Genomic DNA, 16,291 nt, shown 5'->3' on the forward strand with positions numbered 1-16,291 from the left:
GTCAGCTTTCGGCGTCGAGGGCGCCGGCCCGGGCGACTCCTCCGTACCAGTGCGCGCTCGGCTTCGGCGTGCGCTCGAACGTCTCGCGGTCCCAGGAGATCAAGCCGAAGGTCGGGCGGAACCCGCTCGCCCACTCGTAGTTGTCGAGCAGGCTCCAGTGCTGGTAGCCACGCACGTCGATCCCCTCCTCGAGGCAGGCGTGCACGCCCTCCAGAGCGCTGCGGGTGTAGTCGATGCGGCGGGAGTCGTCCGCGGTCGCGATTCCGTTCTCGGTCACCATCACCGGCACTCCGCCCGTGAGCTCCCACGCGCTGCGGATGCCGTCGGCGGCGGCGGGCGGGTAGTACTCCCAGCCGGTGAGCGTGGTCTCGACACCCTCGGCCACAGGGCGCGGCCCCTCCGGACCGATGAAGGTGCGGGTGTAGGCCTGCACACCCACGAAGTCGTCGCCGCGCGCCGCCTCCAGGTACCAGTCGTCGCGCGGGTGGCCGTACTCGCGCAGCATCTCCTCTGCGCCCTCCTCCTCGACGGCGGCGAAGGCCTGCGTCGCCACGGTCCAGCCGGAGAGCACGCCCGGCAGCTGGGCGAGGACGTCGCGGGAGCGGCGGTGCGAGTCGAGCAGGGCGTCGGCGACGGCGAGGTCCGGGTTCGGCAGCCCGTAGGCGACGAGGTTGGCGGCGTCCTCGCCGCCCGCGAGCATCGCCGCGATGTTCGGCTCGTTGATCGTGCAGACGTAGCGCACGCCGTCGGCGACGACCGGCAGCGCAGCCTCGGTGTAGCGCTGGAACAGCTCAGGAGCGTCGGCGGCGCGCCAGAAGCCGTCGCGGGCGAACCAGCGCGGCACCGTGAAATGCATCAGCGTGACGATCGGCTCGAGTCCGAACTCGTGGGCGGTGTCGACCATACGGCGGTAGTGGCCGATCTCGGCCCGGGAGAAGGCACCGCGCTCCGGCTCGATCCGCGCCCACTCGATGCTGAAGCGGTACGAGTTCAGCCCCAGCTCGGCCGCGAGGCGCATGTCGTCGCGGTAGCGGTGATAGCTGTCGGCCGCGTCTGCGCTGGGCTCGACGATGCTCGCGCCAGGACGGTGCTCCTCCTCCCACCAGTTGCTGTTGATGTTGTTGCCCTCGATCTGGTGCGCGGCGGTGGCGGCGCCCCAGAGGAAGCCGTCGGGGAAGGTCAGCACAGTGCGGCCTCTCAGTCGTGGTCGGGTGGGTCGGGAGGAGGCGGGGCGGCGCCGGTCAGGCGCGCGCCCGCTCCGGGTTCGGCACGGCGTCCAGCAGGGCGATCGTGTACTCGTCCTGCGGGTGCCGCAGCACCTCGGCGGTGACTCCGCGCTCGACGATGCGACCGCGGTTGAGCACGATCACCTCATCGGTCACGAGTCGGGCCGAGAGCAGGTCGTGGGTGATGTAGAGCAGGCTCAGGCCTCGGGACTCCCGCAGCTCCTCGAGCAGCGCGAGCACGCCTGCGCGGAGCGACACGTCGAGCATCGAGACCGGCTCGTCCGCGATCAGCACCTGCGGCTCCGAGGCGAGCGCCCGAGCGATCACGACGCGCTGGCGCTGCCCGCCCGAGAGCTGGTGGGGCAGCTTCGCCGCGAACTCCTCCTCCGGGGCGAGCCCGACGGTGCGCAGCAGCTCGAGCACGCGCTCGCGGGCCTCGCCCCTCGAGAGCCCGGTGTAGTTCTCCACGGGCCTGGTCAGCGTGTATTCGACGGTGTGCAGCGGATTGAGGGCGGCGTACGGATCCTGGAACACCATCTGCACGTCCTTGCGGAGCGTGCGCAACTGCCTCCCGCGCATCCGGTCGATGCGCTGCTCGCCGAGACGAAGCTCGCCGGACGTCGGCTTCTCGACGCCGGTGATCAGCTTCGCGAGGGTCGACTTGCCGCTCCCCGAGGCGCCCACGAGGGCGAGCGAGCGCCCGGCGGGGAGCTCGAACGAGACGTCGTCGACGGCGACCACCTCCGGCTCGCCGCGTCGCGGACCGGGGTAGCGTTTCGAGACCGACTCGACGTGCAGCGCCGTCACCGCGGAGGCGTCGACCGGGCTGCCCGCAGGCCGCGCCGCGCGCTCGCGCAGTCCGGGGAGCTCGATCACCTCGGCACGCGGATCGGCGTAGTGCGAGAGCAGCATGCGGGTGTACTCGGCCGAGGGGCGCTGGAGGACGTCGAGCGAGGGAGCGTCCTCGACGATCCGGCCGTCGTGCATGACGAGCACGCGGTCGGTCGCCTCGAGGACGACGCCCAGATCGTGTGAGATCAGGACGGCGGTGAAGCGCTCCGCCCGCTGGAGCTCGATGATCGTGTCCATCACCGCGTGCTGCACGAGCACGTCGAGTGCGGTCGTGGGCTCGTCGAAGACCATCAGCCGGGGCTCGAGCGAGAGGGCCAGTGCGATCGAGACCCGCTGCCGCATCCCTCCGGAGAGCTCGCCCGGATAACGGTCGAGCACCGACTCGGGCAGCTGCACCCTGCCGACCAGCTCGCGCGAGCGCGCCTCCCACCGCGACGGCTCGACGTGGCGATGAGCCCGGTAGATGTCGACGAAGTGGTGGCGCACCGAGCGGACGGGGTTCAGCGCGTTCATCCCGGACTGCAGCACCATCGCGAAGCCGCCCTGACGCTGCGCGCGCAGCTGCTCCGGGGCGAGGGCTCCCACGTCGGTGCCGTCGAAGAGGATCCGCCCGCCCACGAGCCGCGCCGGCGGCTTGGCCAGCCGGGTGAGCGCGAAGCCGAGTGTCGACTTGCCCGAGCCGGACTCGCCGACGAGGCCGACGAATTCACCCTCCGCGAGCTCGATGCTCACGTCGCGCACGGCGCGGGTGGCGCCCTCACCCTCGCCGTAGTCGATCGAGACGTGCTCGACGCGGAGGATCGGGCCGGCGGCGGCGCTCATCGCGACGCTCCTTCCTTGAGGCGCGGATTCGAGATGCCGTCGACCCCGAACGTGATCAGGGTCAGCGAGGTGGCGAGCAGGGCGATGCACAGGCCAGGTGCGAACAGCAGGATCCACTGCCCGGTGAGCAGGGCGTTCGAGTTCTGCGACCAGAAGAGCATGGTGCCCCAGCTGACGGTGGTGGTGTCGCCGAGGCCGAGGAACTCCAGGCCCGCCTCAGCGAGGATCGCTGCGGTCGCCGCTCCGAAGAAGGTGCCGACGATCAACGACGTCATGTTCGGCAGGATCTCGCGGAACACGATCCGGAACGGGCTCTCGCCGCTGAACTGCGCCGCCGTGACGAAGTCGCGCGAGCGGAGGGACTGGGTCTGCGAGCGTAGGACGCGAGCGCCCCACGCCCACCCGGTGATCACGACCACCGCGATGATCATCCCGATGCCGCCTCCGGAGAGGTAGGCAGCAATGACGATCATCAGCGGCAGGCTCGGGATGACGAGGAAGAGGTTGACGACGAAGCCGACGACGTCGGCGCCCGGGCCGCGGGCGTAACCCCAGGAGAGCCCGATGAGGACGGCGACGAGGGTCGAGAGTGCGCCGGCGACGAGTCCGACCGTGACGCTGGTCTGGGCGCCGACGAGGAGCTGGCTGAGCACGTCCTCCCCCGCGGCGGTCGTGCCGAGCCAGTGCGCCGTGCTCGCGTCGGCGCTGCGCTCGAAGCTGTTGTCGGTGGCGGAGTAGGGGGCGAGGAGCGGAGCGGCGACGGCGACGAGGATGAACAGGCCCAGCAGGACCAGGCCCACGCGGGCCCGGGAGTCGGACCAGACGGTCGCGGCCGTCCGCCCCACGACCCGCCAGGAGCCGGGAGCGGCGGCCACGGGGCCGGACGATCGCTGGGTGTGCACCGAGACGGTGTCGGACATGGTGCCTCCTACTTCCTGGTCCGCGGGTCGAGGACCCCGTAGAGGACGTCGACGAGCGCGTTCGCCACGAGGACGCTCACGGTGATCATCAGGAACAGCGCCTGCATCAGCGGGTAGTCCTGATTGGTGACGGCGTTGTAGAGCAGGTAGCCGACGCCCGGGTAGCCGTAGACCTGCTCCACGAGGACCGAGCCGCCGACCACTCCGCCCAGCGCCAGACCGAAGGAGGTGATGCTGGGCAGGACGGCGTTCCGCGCGGCGTAGCGCAGCGCCACCGTGCGGGCGCGCAGCCCGTTCGCCTCGGCGAAGGTGACGTAGTCGTCGCCGAGGGTCGAGATCATCGTGTTGCGCATGCCGAGGATCCAGCCGCCGAGCCCGGTGATCAGGAGGGTGAGCGCGGGCAGCGCCGCGTGGAAGAGGGCGTCGACGACGAACTCGCCGGTCGGAGCCGGGACGAGCGTCGGACCGTACGCCCCGGAGGTCGGGAACCAGCGGAAGACGTAGCCCGCGAAGAAGAGCAGCAGCAGGCCCGTCCAGAAGTACGGGAACGCGCTGAGGAACGAGCCGCCCAGAGTGGGCAGCGCGTCGAGCCAGGTGCCGCGCTTCCACGCCGCGAGGACGCCGATGAGTGTGCCGATCACGAAGGCGACGACCGTCACGACCCCGACGAGCACGAGCGTGTACGGCAGGGCGGTCCACACCAGTTCCGCGACAGTCTGCGGGGAGAACGTGTACGAGACGCCGAAGTCGAGGGTGACGATCTGGCCCAGGTAGGCGAGGTACTGCTCGACAAGGTTGCCGCCCGGAGCACCGAGCTGAGCCTCGATCGCGGCGCGGGTCGCCTCCGTCACTGGCCCGTTCTGCGCGAGCTTGGCGAGCGCGGCGTCGGTCGGGCTCCCCGGCATCAGGCGGGGCAGGAGGAAGTTCACCGTCGCCGCGGCCCAGAGCGTGAGCACGAAAAGGCCGAGCCGGGTGAGCAGGTAGCGGGCGGTGCCCCGGCCGACGGGGCGGTCGTCGCGGGCGGCCGCGGCCGCCTGCGGGGAGGCCAGTGGTGCGGTGCTCGTCATCGAGCGCCCCCTGTCGTTCTCGTGAGGGTGGGAGGGGTGCAGCGGCTCATCCGGACACCTTCTCCAGGTGCGTGAGGATGAGCAGCGGGGTCGAATCGTAGGTCTTCGGCGACGCGTACGGATCCTCGGCGCTGGGCCAACCGGTGAACTTCGCATCGCTGAACAGGCCCCAGGAGCCGCCGTAGTACATCGCGATCACCGGCACCTGGTCGTAGACCACGCGCTGCAGCTCGTAGCCGAGCTCACGCTGCTGCTCCGGATCGATGGTGGTCTTGAGCTCGGCGAGCAGCGCGTCGACCGCCGGGTCGCTGAAGCGCTGGTAGTTCCCGGTGGTCTGGGTGCCGATCGGCTGGAGGAAGTCGCTCGAGAGCACCGTGGCGAAGTCTCGGTAGAGGTCGCCGGTGCCGCCGATGCCTCCCATCGCCATGTCGAACTCGCCGTTGGCCAGCGAGGACTGGTAGGCGGCGGGCTGCGGAGCCGAGATGGTGACGTCGATGCCGATCGCGCCCCACTGTTTCTGCACCTCCTGCACCGCGCGGAGCCAATCGGTGTAGCCGTTCGCCGTCGTGATGGTGAAGGAGAGCTGCGCACCGTCGGGGCCGACGAGACGGCCGTCCTGCTGCGTGTAGCCGGCCTCGGCGAAGAGGGCCAGGGCGCCCTGGGTGTCCTGAGCGACGCGGCCGCTGTCGGGCAGGCCCGGGTCGAGCCGGTCCTCCTGGTTGGGCAGCAGAATGTTCGTCTGCCCGGCTGCCTGCATGTAGCCCTCGGTCGCGAGGCTCGCGATGCGGTCGCGGTCCAGCGACTCCGAGAGCGCCGTGCGCACGCGCAGGTCGGTGAACGGCGCCCGAGTGAGGTTCGGGAAGAGCGTGATCGTGCCTCCCGGCGGGAACCAGTAGGTGTTCTCGTTGCCGGCCGCGACCCACGAGCCCTCGACGTCGGAGAGATAGGAGTAGCCCCAGTCGTAGCCCTTGGTGGCGATGTCGAGCTGGGTGTTCTTCGCCGGGAGCACCAGGTGCTCGGCGGCGACCGTGTCCGCCTGCCAGTAGTCGTGGTTCTTGTCGAGCGAGTACTGCTGCGGAGCGAACGCGCCGAGCGTGTAGGGCCCGGTGCCGACCGGGTCCGGATCGCGGTAGGTCGCCGGGTCCTCGATTCCGGACCAGATGTGCTCGGGGACCATCAGGGTCACTCCGATGATGCTCGCGGCGGGCACGTCGTCGGTGAGCAGGTGCACGGTGACCGTGGAGCCCGCGGTCTCGATCGAGTCGATGTGCGTCCACACGCCGTTGAGATCGAGCTCCGGATGCTGCTTGAGCAGATCGAAGGTGAAGGCGACGTCGTCGGCCGTGAACGGCTGTCCGTCCGACCAGGTGACGCCCTCGCGGAGAGTGAACTGCACGGTCCGCGCATCCGGGAGCGTCACGTCGCTGGCGAGCCAGGGGTGCTCGACCCCGGTGAGGTTGTCGAGGATCACGAGAGGTTCGTAGACGTAGAACGCGCCGACGCGCTTGTTGACGAAGTAGGGGTTGAAGGCGCGGTCGAACAGCGGCGAGCCGTTGTCGGCCGCGATCAGCATGGTGTCGTCCGGGATCGAGGGATCGGGGGCGCTGCGGATCTGGATGCTGCACGCGCTCGTGGCGACGAGGGCGAGGGCGGCGAGAGCTGCGGCGGCGAGCGCGCGCAGGCGTCGGGTGGGTCTGGTGTTCAGCGTCATTGCTCGGTTCCGGCTCGCTTCCGGGCCGCCTCGGCGGGGCCCGCTCCGAATGTATGCGCATACATCGCGGAGCGCAAGGGGCGAGCGCGTGACCGGAGTCCGAGGGACGAGCGCCGGAGCCTAGCGCAGCCGCGTCAGAGAGTGGACTCGCGCAGGAGCACCTCGACGGGCAGGATCAGCGAGCGCGCGGGACGGGACGGGTCGGCGAGGCGCTCGACGAGGGTCGACACCGCGATCCGCCCGAGCTCGTGCATCGGCTGGTGCACTGTGGTCAGCCGTGGCCGCGCGAGCCGACCGGCCTCGATCCCGTCGAAGCCGGTCACCTGGACCCGCGCGGGGACGTCGATCCCCGCCTCCGCGAGCCCGTCGAGCACTCCGAGCGCCATCTGGTCGTTCGCGCAGACGATCGCGTCGGGCAGCCCGGCCGCGAGCAGCCGCTCCACCGCCGCCCGCCCGGAGGCGCGGGTGAAGTCCCCGCACTCCTCCCGCACTGCAGGAGCCTCTCCCCCGCTCTCGTGCAGAGCTGCGCGGAAACCGGCCCGGCGGTCGGCGGCGTCCGGCGCCTCCGCCCGGCCGTCGACGTACGCGAGCGACGGCGGGCGGCTCTCCAGCACGTGCCGGACCAGCGCCCGCATGCCCTCGACGTTGTTCGCGCCGATGCGGTCGACGGAGTCGGGGCCGCCGCTGCCCGCGAGCAGCACCACCGGGATCCGCCGCGCGATGTGCGCGACGATCGCGTCGTCGAGAGCGCCGGCGAACACGGCGAGCGCGTCGACGCGACCGGCGATGGAGGTGGCGGGCGCCGCCCCTCCTGTGCGCGCCGCCGCGATCATCAGGCCGAACCCGCGGCGCCAGGCCTCCGCCTCGGCTCCGCGGAGCACCTCGTCGTAGTAGAGGCTCGGCGAGCGCGGCGGCGCGTGGTCGGAGTCGACGACCACGGGCACCGGCGCGCCCGGCGCCACGACGGGGACGGGCGCCTCCTGCACCACCGTGTCGTCGTGATCGGGGAGGAAGAGCCCGACGACATCGGTCCGCTGGGCCGCTAGACCCCGCGCGCTGCCGCTGGGCACGTAACCCAGCTCGCCGACCGCGCGGATGACCTTCTCCCGGGTGGCCTCGCGCACCGCGCCGGGATTCGTGACGACCCGGGAGACGGTCGCGATCGAGACCCCCGCCCGCTCGGCGACGTCGTAGACCGTCGGACGCGTGCTCACCCGCCCGACTCTAATCGGGTCGGGCCTCAGCCGCGGTGGGTCGAGCCCGCGGAACGGCGCCGACGGACGCTCCGGACGACGAGCACGAGCAGCAGGATGCCGATGGCGCCGTAGATGACCGCATCGAGCACGCCGGCGTACTGGTCGACGAGCTCGTACTGGGTGCCGAGCGCGGCACCGAGGCCGATGAGCAGGCCGTTCCAGACGCCCGAGCCGAGGATCGTCAGACCCGAGAACAGGAGGAGGTTCATCCGCTCCGATCCCGCGGGAAGCGAGATGAGACTCCGGACCCCCGGGATCAGCCGGCCGAACAGCACCACCCAGGTGCCGTGCCGTCGGAACCAGCCGACGGCCTTCTCGAAGTCCTCGCGATCGACGAGCGGCAGCGTCGAGAGCAGGCGGATGGAGCGCTCGGTGCCGATGCGGTGGCCGAGCCCGTAGAGGACGAGCCCACCCAGGTAGGCGCCGAGGGTCGCGGTGAGGACGACCAGCACGAGGTTCATCCGCCCCTGCTGCGCGAGGAACCCCGCCAGCGGGAGGACCAGCTCACTCGGGATCGGCGGGAACACCGTCTCGATCAGCGTCAGGAGGCCCACGCCGGCCTCTCCGAGCGCGGCGATCACCCGCGCAGCGACGCCGACGAGCCCGGAGAGCTCGTCGATGCTGTCGGTGGAGGAGGCGGTCGCCACGGAGGCGGGGGCGAGGGCGAGGGTCGCGATCGTCATGGAGGAGAAGCTACTCAGTCCGCGGAGCGCGCGCCTGGGAATCCGGCGGTGCGGTCAGGGACGGCCGGTGAGCACGACGAGACCCGAGTCCTGCAGACGCACCTCGACGGAGGCGATCCGCGAGAGCGGCAGGCCCGTGGCGAGGCTCGGCTCCATCGTGGTGCCGGGTGCGCTGGTCCACGAGCCGACCGACTCCGTGCTGCCGGACGTGTCGGTCACGTAGAGCACGTAGCCGGTGGATCCTGCGATCTGCTGCGCGGTGTCGGACCAGCTGCAGTCCATGTCGATGCGGGTTCCCCACTGCTGGGGCACGAACTTGACCGACGCCTCGACCGGGACGCCCGGCGCCGCCGCCAGAGCGACCGTCGAGCCGACGGTCTCGACCGGGGAGAGGGAGGGGCCGACGGCCAGCGGGATGGCGATGGCGGCCGCTGCCGAGACTCCGGCCGCGGCGAGCACCAGCCCGGCGATCGTGAGCCGGGTGCGGCGGCGCACCGCGTCGGCCGCAGCGGCGAGGCGGGTCAGGAGGTCGGAGGGTGCCACCTCCTGGGCGCCCGGCTCCGGCTGCTCGATCAGGCGCAGCGCATCGTCCTGAGGCAGGTGCGAGAGCAGTCCCGGCAGTGGGACGAACTCCGTCAGTCCCTCGCGGCAGCCGTCGCACAGGCGCAGGTGCTGCTCGTAGGCGCGGCGGTCGGCGGCCGAGAGGGATCCGAGCAGATAGGGGGCGTCCCAGTCGCGGAAGGGGTCGCCGTGGGACTCGTCGGAGGAGTGGTCGTGGGTCACAGCTCGGTCACCCCTCTTTCCTGCAGCGCGAGCTTGAGTGCCCGCATCCCGTAGTGCATCCGGGACTTGACGGTGCCCGGTGCGATTGCGAGTATCTCGGCGATCTCGGTCACCGTGCGGCCTCCGTAGTAGGCGTGCACGATCACGGCGCGGTGGTCGTGGCTGATCCCGCTCAGGGCGTCCGAGAGCAGCCAGGCGTCGAGCACCTGATCGGTGCGGTCTGCGGTGGCCCGCTCGGGGACCTCGTCCGTGCCCAGCTCGCGGGCATAGCGGGCGCTGCGGCGGTCGTCGATCACGATGTTGCGGGCTACCGTGTAGAGCCAGGATCGCGCGGCCGCCTCGCCCTGGGCGAGGATCTCCGGGTGCTTCCAGGCGCGCAGCAGCGCCTCCTGCACGACGTCCTCCGCGAGCTGCCGGTCTCCCGTCAGCCGCAGGACGAACCGCCAGAGCGCGGTGGAGTGCTCGTCGTGCAACGCACGCAGCATCTCGGCCTGATCCTCGGACATCTCCACCTCTCCCTCTTCAACGGTACGGGAGGCCGAACGGTTCACGAGGGGGTCGATCGGGATCGCCTGCTCCTCGCGCCCGGGCCCGCACTCTGGTAGTCCGGAGTCGATGACCTTCCCCGACGCCGACGACGCCGCACGAGTGCGGGCCTTCCTCCGCGACTCCCGAGCACGCCTGATCGACGACATCCGCCACCTCGTCATGATCGAGAGCCCGAGCGACTCCCTCGAGGCCCTCGGCGAGCTGCACGCCTACCTCGTGCACTGGGTCGGCGAACGGCTCGGCCACGACCTCGACGTGCAGCACCAGCGAGGGCAGGACGCCCCGACCGCGACGAGCTGGACCATTGCAGCCAGCGGCGGAACGCGCGCCTCCCGCGGCACCCGCCCCTTCGTGGCGCTGCTCGGGCACTACGACACCGTCTGGCCGCTCGGCACCACCCGGTCGTGGCCGTTCGCGGTCGACGGCGACCAGCTCACCGGCCCGGGCAGCTACGACATGAAAGTGGGACTCGTGCAGATGGTGTGGCTGGTCGCGGCGCTCCGGCACGCGCGCCTCCCTCATCCGGCGATCCGGCTGGTGATGAGCGGCGACGAGGAGGTGGGCAGCGTCTCCTCCCGGTCGTTCCTCGAGCGCCAGAGCACCGGGGCCGACGCGGTGCTCGTGTTCGAGGGGGCGATCGGCGAGGCGGTGAAGACCGCACGCAAGGGCATCGGCCGCTTCGTGATCGACGTGGTGGGGGTCGAGGCGCACGCCGGAGTCGAGCCGGAGAAGGGCGCGAGCGCGATCCACGAGCTGGGGGCGTTGATCCCGCGGGTGCTGGCGATCGAGCGCGCCGAGGCGGGCACCTCCGTCAACATCGGAGTCGTCGGCGGCGGCTCGCGGGTGAACGTCACGACCGCTCGCGTCCGCCTCGAGCTGGAGGCGCGCATCCGCGGCTCGGCGGAGGCCGCCCGAGTCGAGGCCGAACTGAACGCGCTCGAGGCGAGCGACCCGCGGATCCGGCTCGAAGTCCGCGGATCCTGGGAGCGGCCCGTCTTCGAGCGCACCGCGTCCGTCGCCGCGCTGTACCGCCGCGCGGAGCGGGTGGCGCGACGCATCGACGTGCCGCTGACCGAGATCGCTGTGGGCGGAGCGAGCGACGGCAACTTCGTCGCGGCGCTCGGGCTGCCCGTGCTCGACGGGCTCGGCGCGCCGGGCTCCGGTGCTCACGCTCGTACCGAGTCGGTCGGCATCGGGGGCATGCTGGAGCGGACGACTCTGGCGGCTCTCCTGGTGTCGAGCTTCGCGGAGGAGCAGCAGGGACCCGCCACGACGAAGGAGCAGCAGTGACCCTCTACGAATCGCGCCCCGTGGGCGTCGTGATCGAGGCTCCGGCCGCGCAGGTGTACGCCTTCGTGTCCGATCCGGCGAACCTGCCGCGATGGGCCGCGGGTCTCGCCTCGTCGGCCGTCGAGGAGGTGGACGGCCGCTGGTTCGCCGACTCTCCGATGGGCAGGGTCGAGGTGCGCTTCGCGCCCGCGAACCCCTTCGGAGTGGCCGACCACCAGGTGACGCTGCCGGACGGCACGGTGGTCGAGAACCCGCTGCGGGTGCTGGCGAACGGCGACGGCGCCGAAGTCGCCTTCACCGTGCGGAGGCGGCCGGGGATGAGCATGGACGACTGGGACGACGACTGCGCGCAGGTCGCCGACGACCTCGAGACGCTCCGCCTGCTGTTCGAGGGCGACGGGGGCCCGGTCGCGCTGTAGGTTCAGTGCAGCTCCGGCGCAGGGCCGGCACCCGCGAGAACGAGGACGCGATGACCTCTCCCGACCCCACGACCGCCCGCCTCGCCGGCGGCATCGAGCTCAACGGGCTCGACACCATCCAGGAGTCGGAGCGACACGGCCGGCCGCGCGACCTGTTCTGGCCGTGGTTCGCCGCCAATGTGTCGGTGCTCGGGCTCAGCTACGGTTCGTTCCTGCTCGGGTTCGGGCTGTCCTTCTGGCAGGCCACGCTCGTCGGAGTCGTCGGCATCGTCGTCTCCTTCCTCTTCTGCGGCTTCGTCGCCGTCGCGGGCAAGCGCGGCTCCGCCCCCACCATGGTGCTCAGCCGAGCGGCGTTCGGAGTCGACGGCAACCGTCTCGTCTCGGTGATCTCGTGGCTGCTCACCGTCGGCTGGGAGACGGTGCTCGCCTCCCTGGCGGTGCTCGCCACCGCGACAGTGTTCGAGGAATTCGGCTGGGACGGCGGCGTGCTCACCAAACTCGTGGCGCTGATCGTGGTCGCGGCGCTGATCGTGATCGCCGGGATCGCCGGCTTCCGGCTGATCATGCGGCTGCAGCTCGCGATCACGGTCGCCACGGCGGTGCTGACCGTCGTCTACGTGGTGCTCGTGCTGGACCGGATCGACCTCGGCGCCGTCGGCGCCCTGCCCGCCGGCTCGACAGCAGCCGTCATCGGCGGACTCGTGTTCATGATGACCGGCTTCGGACTGGGCTGGGTGAACGCCGCGGCCGACTACTCCCGATACCTGCCACGCAGTGCGAGGACGGGCGGCGTCGTCGCCTGGACGACGATCGGCGGTGCCGTCGCGCCCGTCGTGCTCGTGATCGTCGGCCTGCTGCTGGCCGGATCCTCCCCGGAGCTCTCCGACGCGATCGCCGCCGACCCGATCGGCGCGCTCGCCGGGATCCTGCCGACGTGGTTCCTCCTCCCGTTCATCGTTGTCGCGCTGCTGGGGCTCATCGGCGGAGCCGTGATGGACATCTACTCCTCGGGACTCGCGCTGCTGAGCACGGGCCTGAAGGTCTCGCGACCGGTGGCCGCCGGGATCGACGGCGTGCTGATGGTGCTCGGCGCCGTCTACGTCGTCTTCGTCGCGGGCGACTTCCTCGGCCCGTTCCAGGGCTTCCTGATCACCCTGGGGGTGCCGATCGCGGCCTGGCTCGGCGTGTTCCTCGCGGACCTGCTCCTCCGCCGTCGCGACTACGACCAGGAGTCGCTCTACGACGCGCGCGGCCGTTACGGCAGCGTCTCCGCGGTTCCTGTCGCGCTCGTGCTCCTGGGCGCGGTCGTCGGCTGGGGCCTCGTGGTCAACTACTCCCCCGGCTTCGAGTGGGAGGGCTACCTGCTCGGCCCGCTGGGCGGCCGCGACGGCGACTGGGCGGGTGCGAACCTCGGCGTGCTCGTGGCGCTGGTGATCGGCTTCGTCGGAACCCTGGCTCTCTCGCGCCGCGCAGTACGCGGGCAGGAGGCGAACGCGTGAGCGTGCTCGTCGCCGTCGACCTCCAGCACGTCTTCGCCGATGCGGAGTCGCCGTGGCACTCCGGCGAGTTCGCCCGGGCGGCGGCGGGCACCCAGCGACTGCTCCCGGCGTTCGGCGAGCGGGTGGTGACGACGCGCTTTGTGGCGCCGGAGCGGCCGAGCGGGGCGTGGATCCGCTACTACCGGGAGTGGCCGTTCGCGCTGGTGCCGGACGGCGACCGCCTCTACGAGCTGGTACCCGGCCTCGAGGGGCACCGCACGATCACCGCCGCCACGTTCGGGAAGTGGGGGGCCGAGCTGGAGGCCGCGCTCGACGACTCCCGCGAGATCGTGCTCACGGGCGTCTCGACCGACTGCTGCGTGCTCTCGACGGCGCTCGCCGCGGCGGACGCGGGCGTGCGGGTGCACGTGGTGGCCGATGCGTGCGCCGGAGCGAGCGAGAGCGACCACCGGCGCGCACTGGACGCGATGGCGCTCTACGCGCCGCTGATCGAGGTCACGACGGTCGACGAGGTGCTGGCCGGCGTCCGCGGCTGAACGGGGCGTTCGAGGGACGGTGGACCTCGGATCCGACCGCGCGGGCGTCGCGAGGAGCGCGCGCCACCCGGCATGATGGCGGCATGTCCTCCTCCGACGCCCGCAGCAGCACGGCACCCCGCATCCTGGTCATCGGCGAGGCCCTGATCGACATCGTCGAGCGCGACGGCGGCGTCGAGGAGCACGTCGGTGGCTCGCCCGCGAACGTCGCCCTGACGCTGGCCCGCCTCGGCCGCGCCGCCACTATCGTCACCGACATCGCCGACGACGCGCGAGGCCGCCGCATCGCCGAACACCTCGAGTCCTCCGGGGTGGACGTGCGGCACGGCGACGCCGAGCGCACCTCCACCGCCCGGGCGGTGCTCGCCGAGGACGGATCTGCCCGCTACGTCTTCGACCTCGCGTGGAACCCGCCGGCAGCGGACCCCGCGGGAATGGCGCACGTGCACACCGGCTCCATCGCGATCTACCTCGAGCCCGGCGGCTCAGCAGTGCTCGACCTGCTGGAGGCGCTGCCCGCCGGTGTCACCGCGAGCGTCGATGCGAACATCCGCCCCGCGCTCGTCGGACCGCACTCCGACGCGCTCGCGCGCTTCGAGCGCGTCGCGAGCGCGTGCGAGATCGTGAAGCTCAGCGACGAGGACGCGGAGTGGCTGTACCCGACGATGCAGCTCGACGAGGTCCTGACCCGTCTGCTCGGCCTGGGCGCCCGGCTCGCCGTGGTGACGCGCGGCGGCGACGGCCTGCTGCTCGCCTCCGCCGTCGCCCGTGCGACCGTGCCCGCTGCCCGGATCGTCGTCGCCGACACCATCGGCGCGGGCGACTCGGCGATGGGGGCGATCCTCGACGAGGCGTTGCGCCAGGGACTCGGCGCGCCGAACGGCATGCTCCTGGACGAGCCCTCGCTGCGCGCCGTCGGCCGCCACGCCGTGCACGTCGCGGGGATCACCACCTCGCGCGCGGGAGCGAACCCGCCCACTCGCGCGGAGCTCTGAGCGTCGCGCGCCGGGGTCTGGCGCTCGGACCCCGGCGCGCCGATACTGGGCCCACCACTCGACGGAAGGCTCGCCATGTCCACCTCGCTCAGCCCGTACCTCGGTTTCGACGGCGTCGCGCGGGAGGCGATGGAGTTCTACCGCAGCGTGCTCGGTGGCGAGCTCACCTCGAGCACCTTCGCCGACTTCGGGGCGAGCCAGGACCCGGCCGACCAGGACCGGATCATGCACGCCCAACTGGTGACGACGAACGGCCTCGTCCTGATGGGCTCGGACACGATGTCGTCCGTGCCCGCCGATACGGGCAGCCGCATCACGATCGCGCTCTTCGGCGAGGACGACGCCGAGCTCAGCGGCTACTGGGAAGGCCTGGCCGACGGCGGCTCGATCATCGAGCCGCTGGTCGCTTCGCCCTGGGGCGACCGGTTCGGGATGCTCGTCGACCGCTACGGGATCGGCTGGATGGTGAACATCTCGGCACCCGCCGTCTGAGCTTCCTCCACAGGGCCCTCTCGGGCGGATCGCTCCCCCGGGTCGGTCCAACCGTCCCTCTCGGCCCCGTCGCAGGCGCAGAATGGAGGGGTCGCTCCCGGTCGGGGAGCCGTCCCCTCCACACGAAGGCTGCACATGACGATCACGCTCGGGTACAAGGCATCGGCGGAGCAGTTCGGCGCACGGGAGCTCGTCGAGCTCGCCGTGAGCGCCGAGCGGCACGGCTTCGAGAGCGCCGTCGTCTCCGACCACTTCCAGCCCTGGCGGCACACAGGCGGTCACGCGCCGTTCTCCCTCGCCTGGCTGGCCGCGGCCGGCGAGCGCACGTCGACCATCCGCCTCGGCACCTCGGTGATGACCCCGCACTACCGCTACAACCCGGCCGTCATCGCCCAGGCCTTCGGCACGCTCGGCGTGCTCTACCCGGACAGGATCATGCTCGGCGTCGGCACGGGCGAGGCGCTCAACGAGATCGCGACCGGCTACCAGGGTGCGGGCGAGCAGACCTGGCCGGAGTTCAAGGAGCGGTTCGCCCGCCTCCGCGAGGCCGTCCGGCTCATGCGCGCGCTCTGGGCCGGCGACCGAGTCACCTTCGACGGCGAGTACTACTCCACGCACGAGGCGTCGATCTATGACAAGCCCGACGGCGGCGTGCCGGTCTACATCGCGGCGGGCGGCCCCGTCGTCGCCAGGTACGCGGGCCGCGCCGGCGACGGCTTCATCTGCACATCCGGCAAGGGCATGGAGCTCTACACCGAGAAGCTGCTGCCCGCGGTCGACGAGGGGGCCGCTGCGGCGGGCCGTGACTCCTCGACCCTCGACCGGATGATCGAGATCAAGCTGTCCTACGACCCCGACCCTGCGCGCGCCCTCGAGAACACGCGGTTCTGGGCGCCGCTCTCGCTGACTCCCGAGCAGAAGCACTCGCTGACCGACCCGGTCGACATGGAGAACGCGGCCGACGAGCTGCCGATCGAGCAGGTCGCGAAGCGCTGGATCGTCGGCTCCGACCCGGAGGAGACGGTCGCGCAGATCCTGCCCTACATCGAGGCGGGCTTCACCCACCTCGTGTTCCACGCTCCGGGCGCCGACCAGCAGCGCTTCTTCGACAGCTTCGAGCGCGACCTCGCGCCGCGGCTGCGCGCGCTCTGACCGCACGCCTCCCACTCCTCGATCCCTCCGGAAGGGCCG

At 71.6% G+C, this 16,291-nt stretch carries 16 protein-coding genes; 7 read left to right on the forward strand and 9 right to left on the reverse strand.

Going from position 1 to position 16,291, the window contains the following annotated elements:
* Position 1: 1 nt before the first annotated feature.
* The 9 genes from GSU10_RS10950 to GSU10_RS10990 all read right to left on the reverse strand — a co-directional run bounded on the left by GSU10_RS10950 (position 2) and on the right by GSU10_RS10990 (position 9,826).
* On the reverse strand, positions 2-1,186 hold the full coding sequence (locus GSU10_RS10950) for a glycoside hydrolase family 1 protein (protein ID WP_068211337.1): 1,185 nt from the start codon (positions 1,184-1,186) through the stop codon (positions 2-4).
* Between the two features lie 55 nt (positions 1,187-1,241).
* Positions 1,242-2,900: an ABC transporter ATP-binding protein gene (locus GSU10_RS10955; protein ID WP_068211340.1), complete on the reverse strand. Its 1,659-nt coding sequence runs from the start codon at positions 2,898-2,900 to the stop codon at positions 1,242-1,244.
* Positions 2,897-3,820: an ABC transporter permease gene (locus GSU10_RS10960; RefSeq protein WP_068211343.1), complete on the reverse strand. Its 924-nt coding sequence runs from the start codon at positions 3,818-3,820 to the stop codon at positions 2,897-2,899. The genes GSU10_RS10955 and GSU10_RS10960 overlap by 4 nt, the downstream gene beginning before the upstream one ends.
* An 8-nt stretch (positions 3,821-3,828) precedes the next feature.
* Positions 3,829-4,887, reverse strand: coding sequence for an ABC transporter permease (locus GSU10_RS10965; RefSeq protein ID WP_132504864.1), 1,059 nt, complete (start codon positions 4,885-4,887; stop codon positions 3,829-3,831).
* Between the two features lie 46 nt (positions 4,888-4,933).
* Positions 4,934-6,598, reverse strand: a complete 1,665-nt coding sequence (locus tag GSU10_RS10970) for an ABC transporter substrate-binding protein (protein ID WP_068211346.1) — start codon at positions 6,596-6,598, stop codon at positions 4,934-4,936.
* Between the two features lie 134 nt (positions 6,599-6,732).
* Positions 6,733-7,812, reverse strand: coding sequence for a LacI family DNA-binding transcriptional regulator (locus tag GSU10_RS10975; protein WP_132504866.1), 1,080 nt, complete (start codon positions 7,810-7,812; stop codon positions 6,733-6,735).
* 26 nt (positions 7,813-7,838) lie between these two features.
* Complete coding sequence (locus GSU10_RS10980; RefSeq protein WP_068212319.1) at positions 7,839-8,537, reverse strand: DedA family protein; 699 nt, start codon at positions 8,535-8,537, stop codon at positions 7,839-7,841.
* Between the two features lie 54 nt (positions 8,538-8,591).
* Positions 8,592-9,320: an anti-sigma factor family protein gene (locus GSU10_RS10985; protein ID WP_068212317.1), complete on the reverse strand. Its 729-nt coding sequence runs from the start codon at positions 9,318-9,320 to the stop codon at positions 8,592-8,594.
* Positions 9,317-9,826 carry a sigma-70 family RNA polymerase sigma factor gene (locus GSU10_RS10990; protein ID WP_068212322.1) on the reverse strand — a complete coding sequence of 170 codons (510 nt, stop codon included), beginning with the start codon at positions 9,824-9,826 and terminating at the stop codon, positions 9,317-9,319. The genes GSU10_RS10985 and GSU10_RS10990 overlap by 4 nt, the downstream gene beginning before the upstream one ends.
* 109 nt (positions 9,827-9,935) lie before the next feature.
* Here GSU10_RS10990 and GSU10_RS10995 point away from each other — a divergent pair, with 109 nt between their 5' ends.
* The 7 genes from GSU10_RS10995 to fgd all read left to right on the forward strand — a co-directional run bounded on the left by GSU10_RS10995 (position 9,936) and on the right by fgd (position 16,252).
* A complete protein-coding gene (locus tag GSU10_RS10995; RefSeq protein WP_132504868.1) occupies positions 9,936-11,159 on the forward strand; it encodes a M20/M25/M40 family metallo-hydrolase in 1,224 nt (407 codons plus the stop codon).
* Positions 11,156-11,578, forward strand: a complete 423-nt coding sequence (locus GSU10_RS11000) for an SRPBCC family protein (RefSeq protein WP_068212314.1) — start codon at positions 11,156-11,158, stop codon at positions 11,576-11,578. Before GSU10_RS10995 ends, GSU10_RS11000 begins: the two co-directional genes overlap by 4 nt.
* Positions 11,579-11,628: 50 nt before the next feature.
* Positions 11,629-13,077, forward strand: coding sequence for a purine-cytosine permease family protein (locus GSU10_RS11005; RefSeq protein ID WP_068212321.1), 1,449 nt, complete (start codon positions 11,629-11,631; stop codon positions 13,075-13,077).
* Complete coding sequence (locus GSU10_RS11010) at positions 13,074-13,613, forward strand: cysteine hydrolase family protein (protein WP_068212313.1); 540 nt, start codon at positions 13,074-13,076, stop codon at positions 13,611-13,613. The genes GSU10_RS11005 and GSU10_RS11010 overlap by 4 nt, the downstream gene beginning before the upstream one ends.
* 83 nt (positions 13,614-13,696) lie before the next feature.
* Positions 13,697-14,608 (forward strand): carbohydrate kinase family protein, encoded by a 912-nt coding sequence (locus GSU10_RS11015; protein WP_068212311.1) that lies wholly within the window; start codon positions 13,697-13,699, stop codon positions 14,606-14,608.
* Between the two features lie 75 nt (positions 14,609-14,683).
* The gene (locus GSU10_RS11020; protein WP_068212310.1) at positions 14,684-15,100 is read left to right on the forward strand and encodes a VOC family protein; all 417 of its coding nucleotides are present in this window, start codon (positions 14,684-14,686) and stop codon (positions 15,098-15,100) included.
* Positions 15,101-15,235: 135 nt separating this feature from the next.
* Positions 15,236-16,252, forward strand: a complete 1,017-nt coding sequence (gene fgd / locus GSU10_RS11025) for a glucose-6-phosphate dehydrogenase (coenzyme-F420) (RefSeq protein WP_068212308.1) — start codon at positions 15,236-15,238, stop codon at positions 16,250-16,252.
* The last annotated feature ends 39 nt before the right edge of the window (positions 16,253-16,291 follow it).

This window comes from Rathayibacter tanaceti (genome assembly GCF_009834165.1).
GTDB lineage: Bacteria > Actinomycetota > Actinomycetes > Actinomycetales > Microbacteriaceae > Rathayibacter > Rathayibacter tanaceti.

What these genes read in the sequence shown, in the direction of transcription:
- GSU10_RS10965 (WP_132504864.1), bottom strand. Translation starts at nt 4,887, where the DNA reads ATGACGAGCACCGCACCACTGGCCTCCCCGCAGGCGGCCGCGGCCGCC.
- GSU10_RS10995 (WP_132504868.1), top strand. Translation starts at nt 9,936, where the DNA reads ATGACCTTCCCCGACGCCGACGACGCCGCACGAGTGCGGGCCTTCCTC.
- GSU10_RS11020 (WP_068212310.1), top strand. Translation starts at nt 14,684, where the DNA reads ATGTCCACCTCGCTCAGCCCGTACCTCGGTTTCGACGGCGTCGCGCGG.
- GSU10_RS11015 (WP_068212311.1), top strand. Translation starts at nt 13,697, where the DNA reads ATGTCCTCCTCCGACGCCCGCAGCAGCACGGCACCCCGCATCCTGGTC.
- GSU10_RS11005 (WP_068212321.1), top strand. Translation starts at nt 11,629, where the DNA reads ATGACCTCTCCCGACCCCACGACCGCCCGCCTCGCCGGCGGCATCGAG.
- GSU10_RS10960 (WP_068211343.1), bottom strand. Translation starts at nt 3,820, where the DNA reads ATGTCCGACACCGTCTCGGTGCACACCCAGCGATCGTCCGGCCCCGTG.
- GSU10_RS10980 (WP_068212319.1), bottom strand. Translation starts at nt 8,537, where the DNA reads ATGACGATCGCGACCCTCGCCCTCGCCCCCGCCTCCGTGGCGACCGCC.
- GSU10_RS10955 (WP_068211340.1), bottom strand. Translation starts at nt 2,900, where the DNA reads ATGAGCGCCGCCGCCGGCCCGATCCTCCGCGTCGAGCACGTCTCGATC.
- GSU10_RS10990 (WP_068212322.1), bottom strand. Translation starts at nt 9,826, where the DNA reads ATGTCCGAGGATCAGGCCGAGATGCTGCGTGCGTTGCACGACGAGCAC.
- GSU10_RS10970 (WP_068211346.1), bottom strand. Translation starts at nt 6,598, where the DNA reads ATGACGCTGAACACCAGACCCACCCGACGCCTGCGCGCGCTCGCCGCC.
- fgd (WP_068212308.1), top strand. Translation starts at nt 15,236, where the DNA reads ATGACGATCACGCTCGGGTACAAGGCATCGGCGGAGCAGTTCGGCGCA.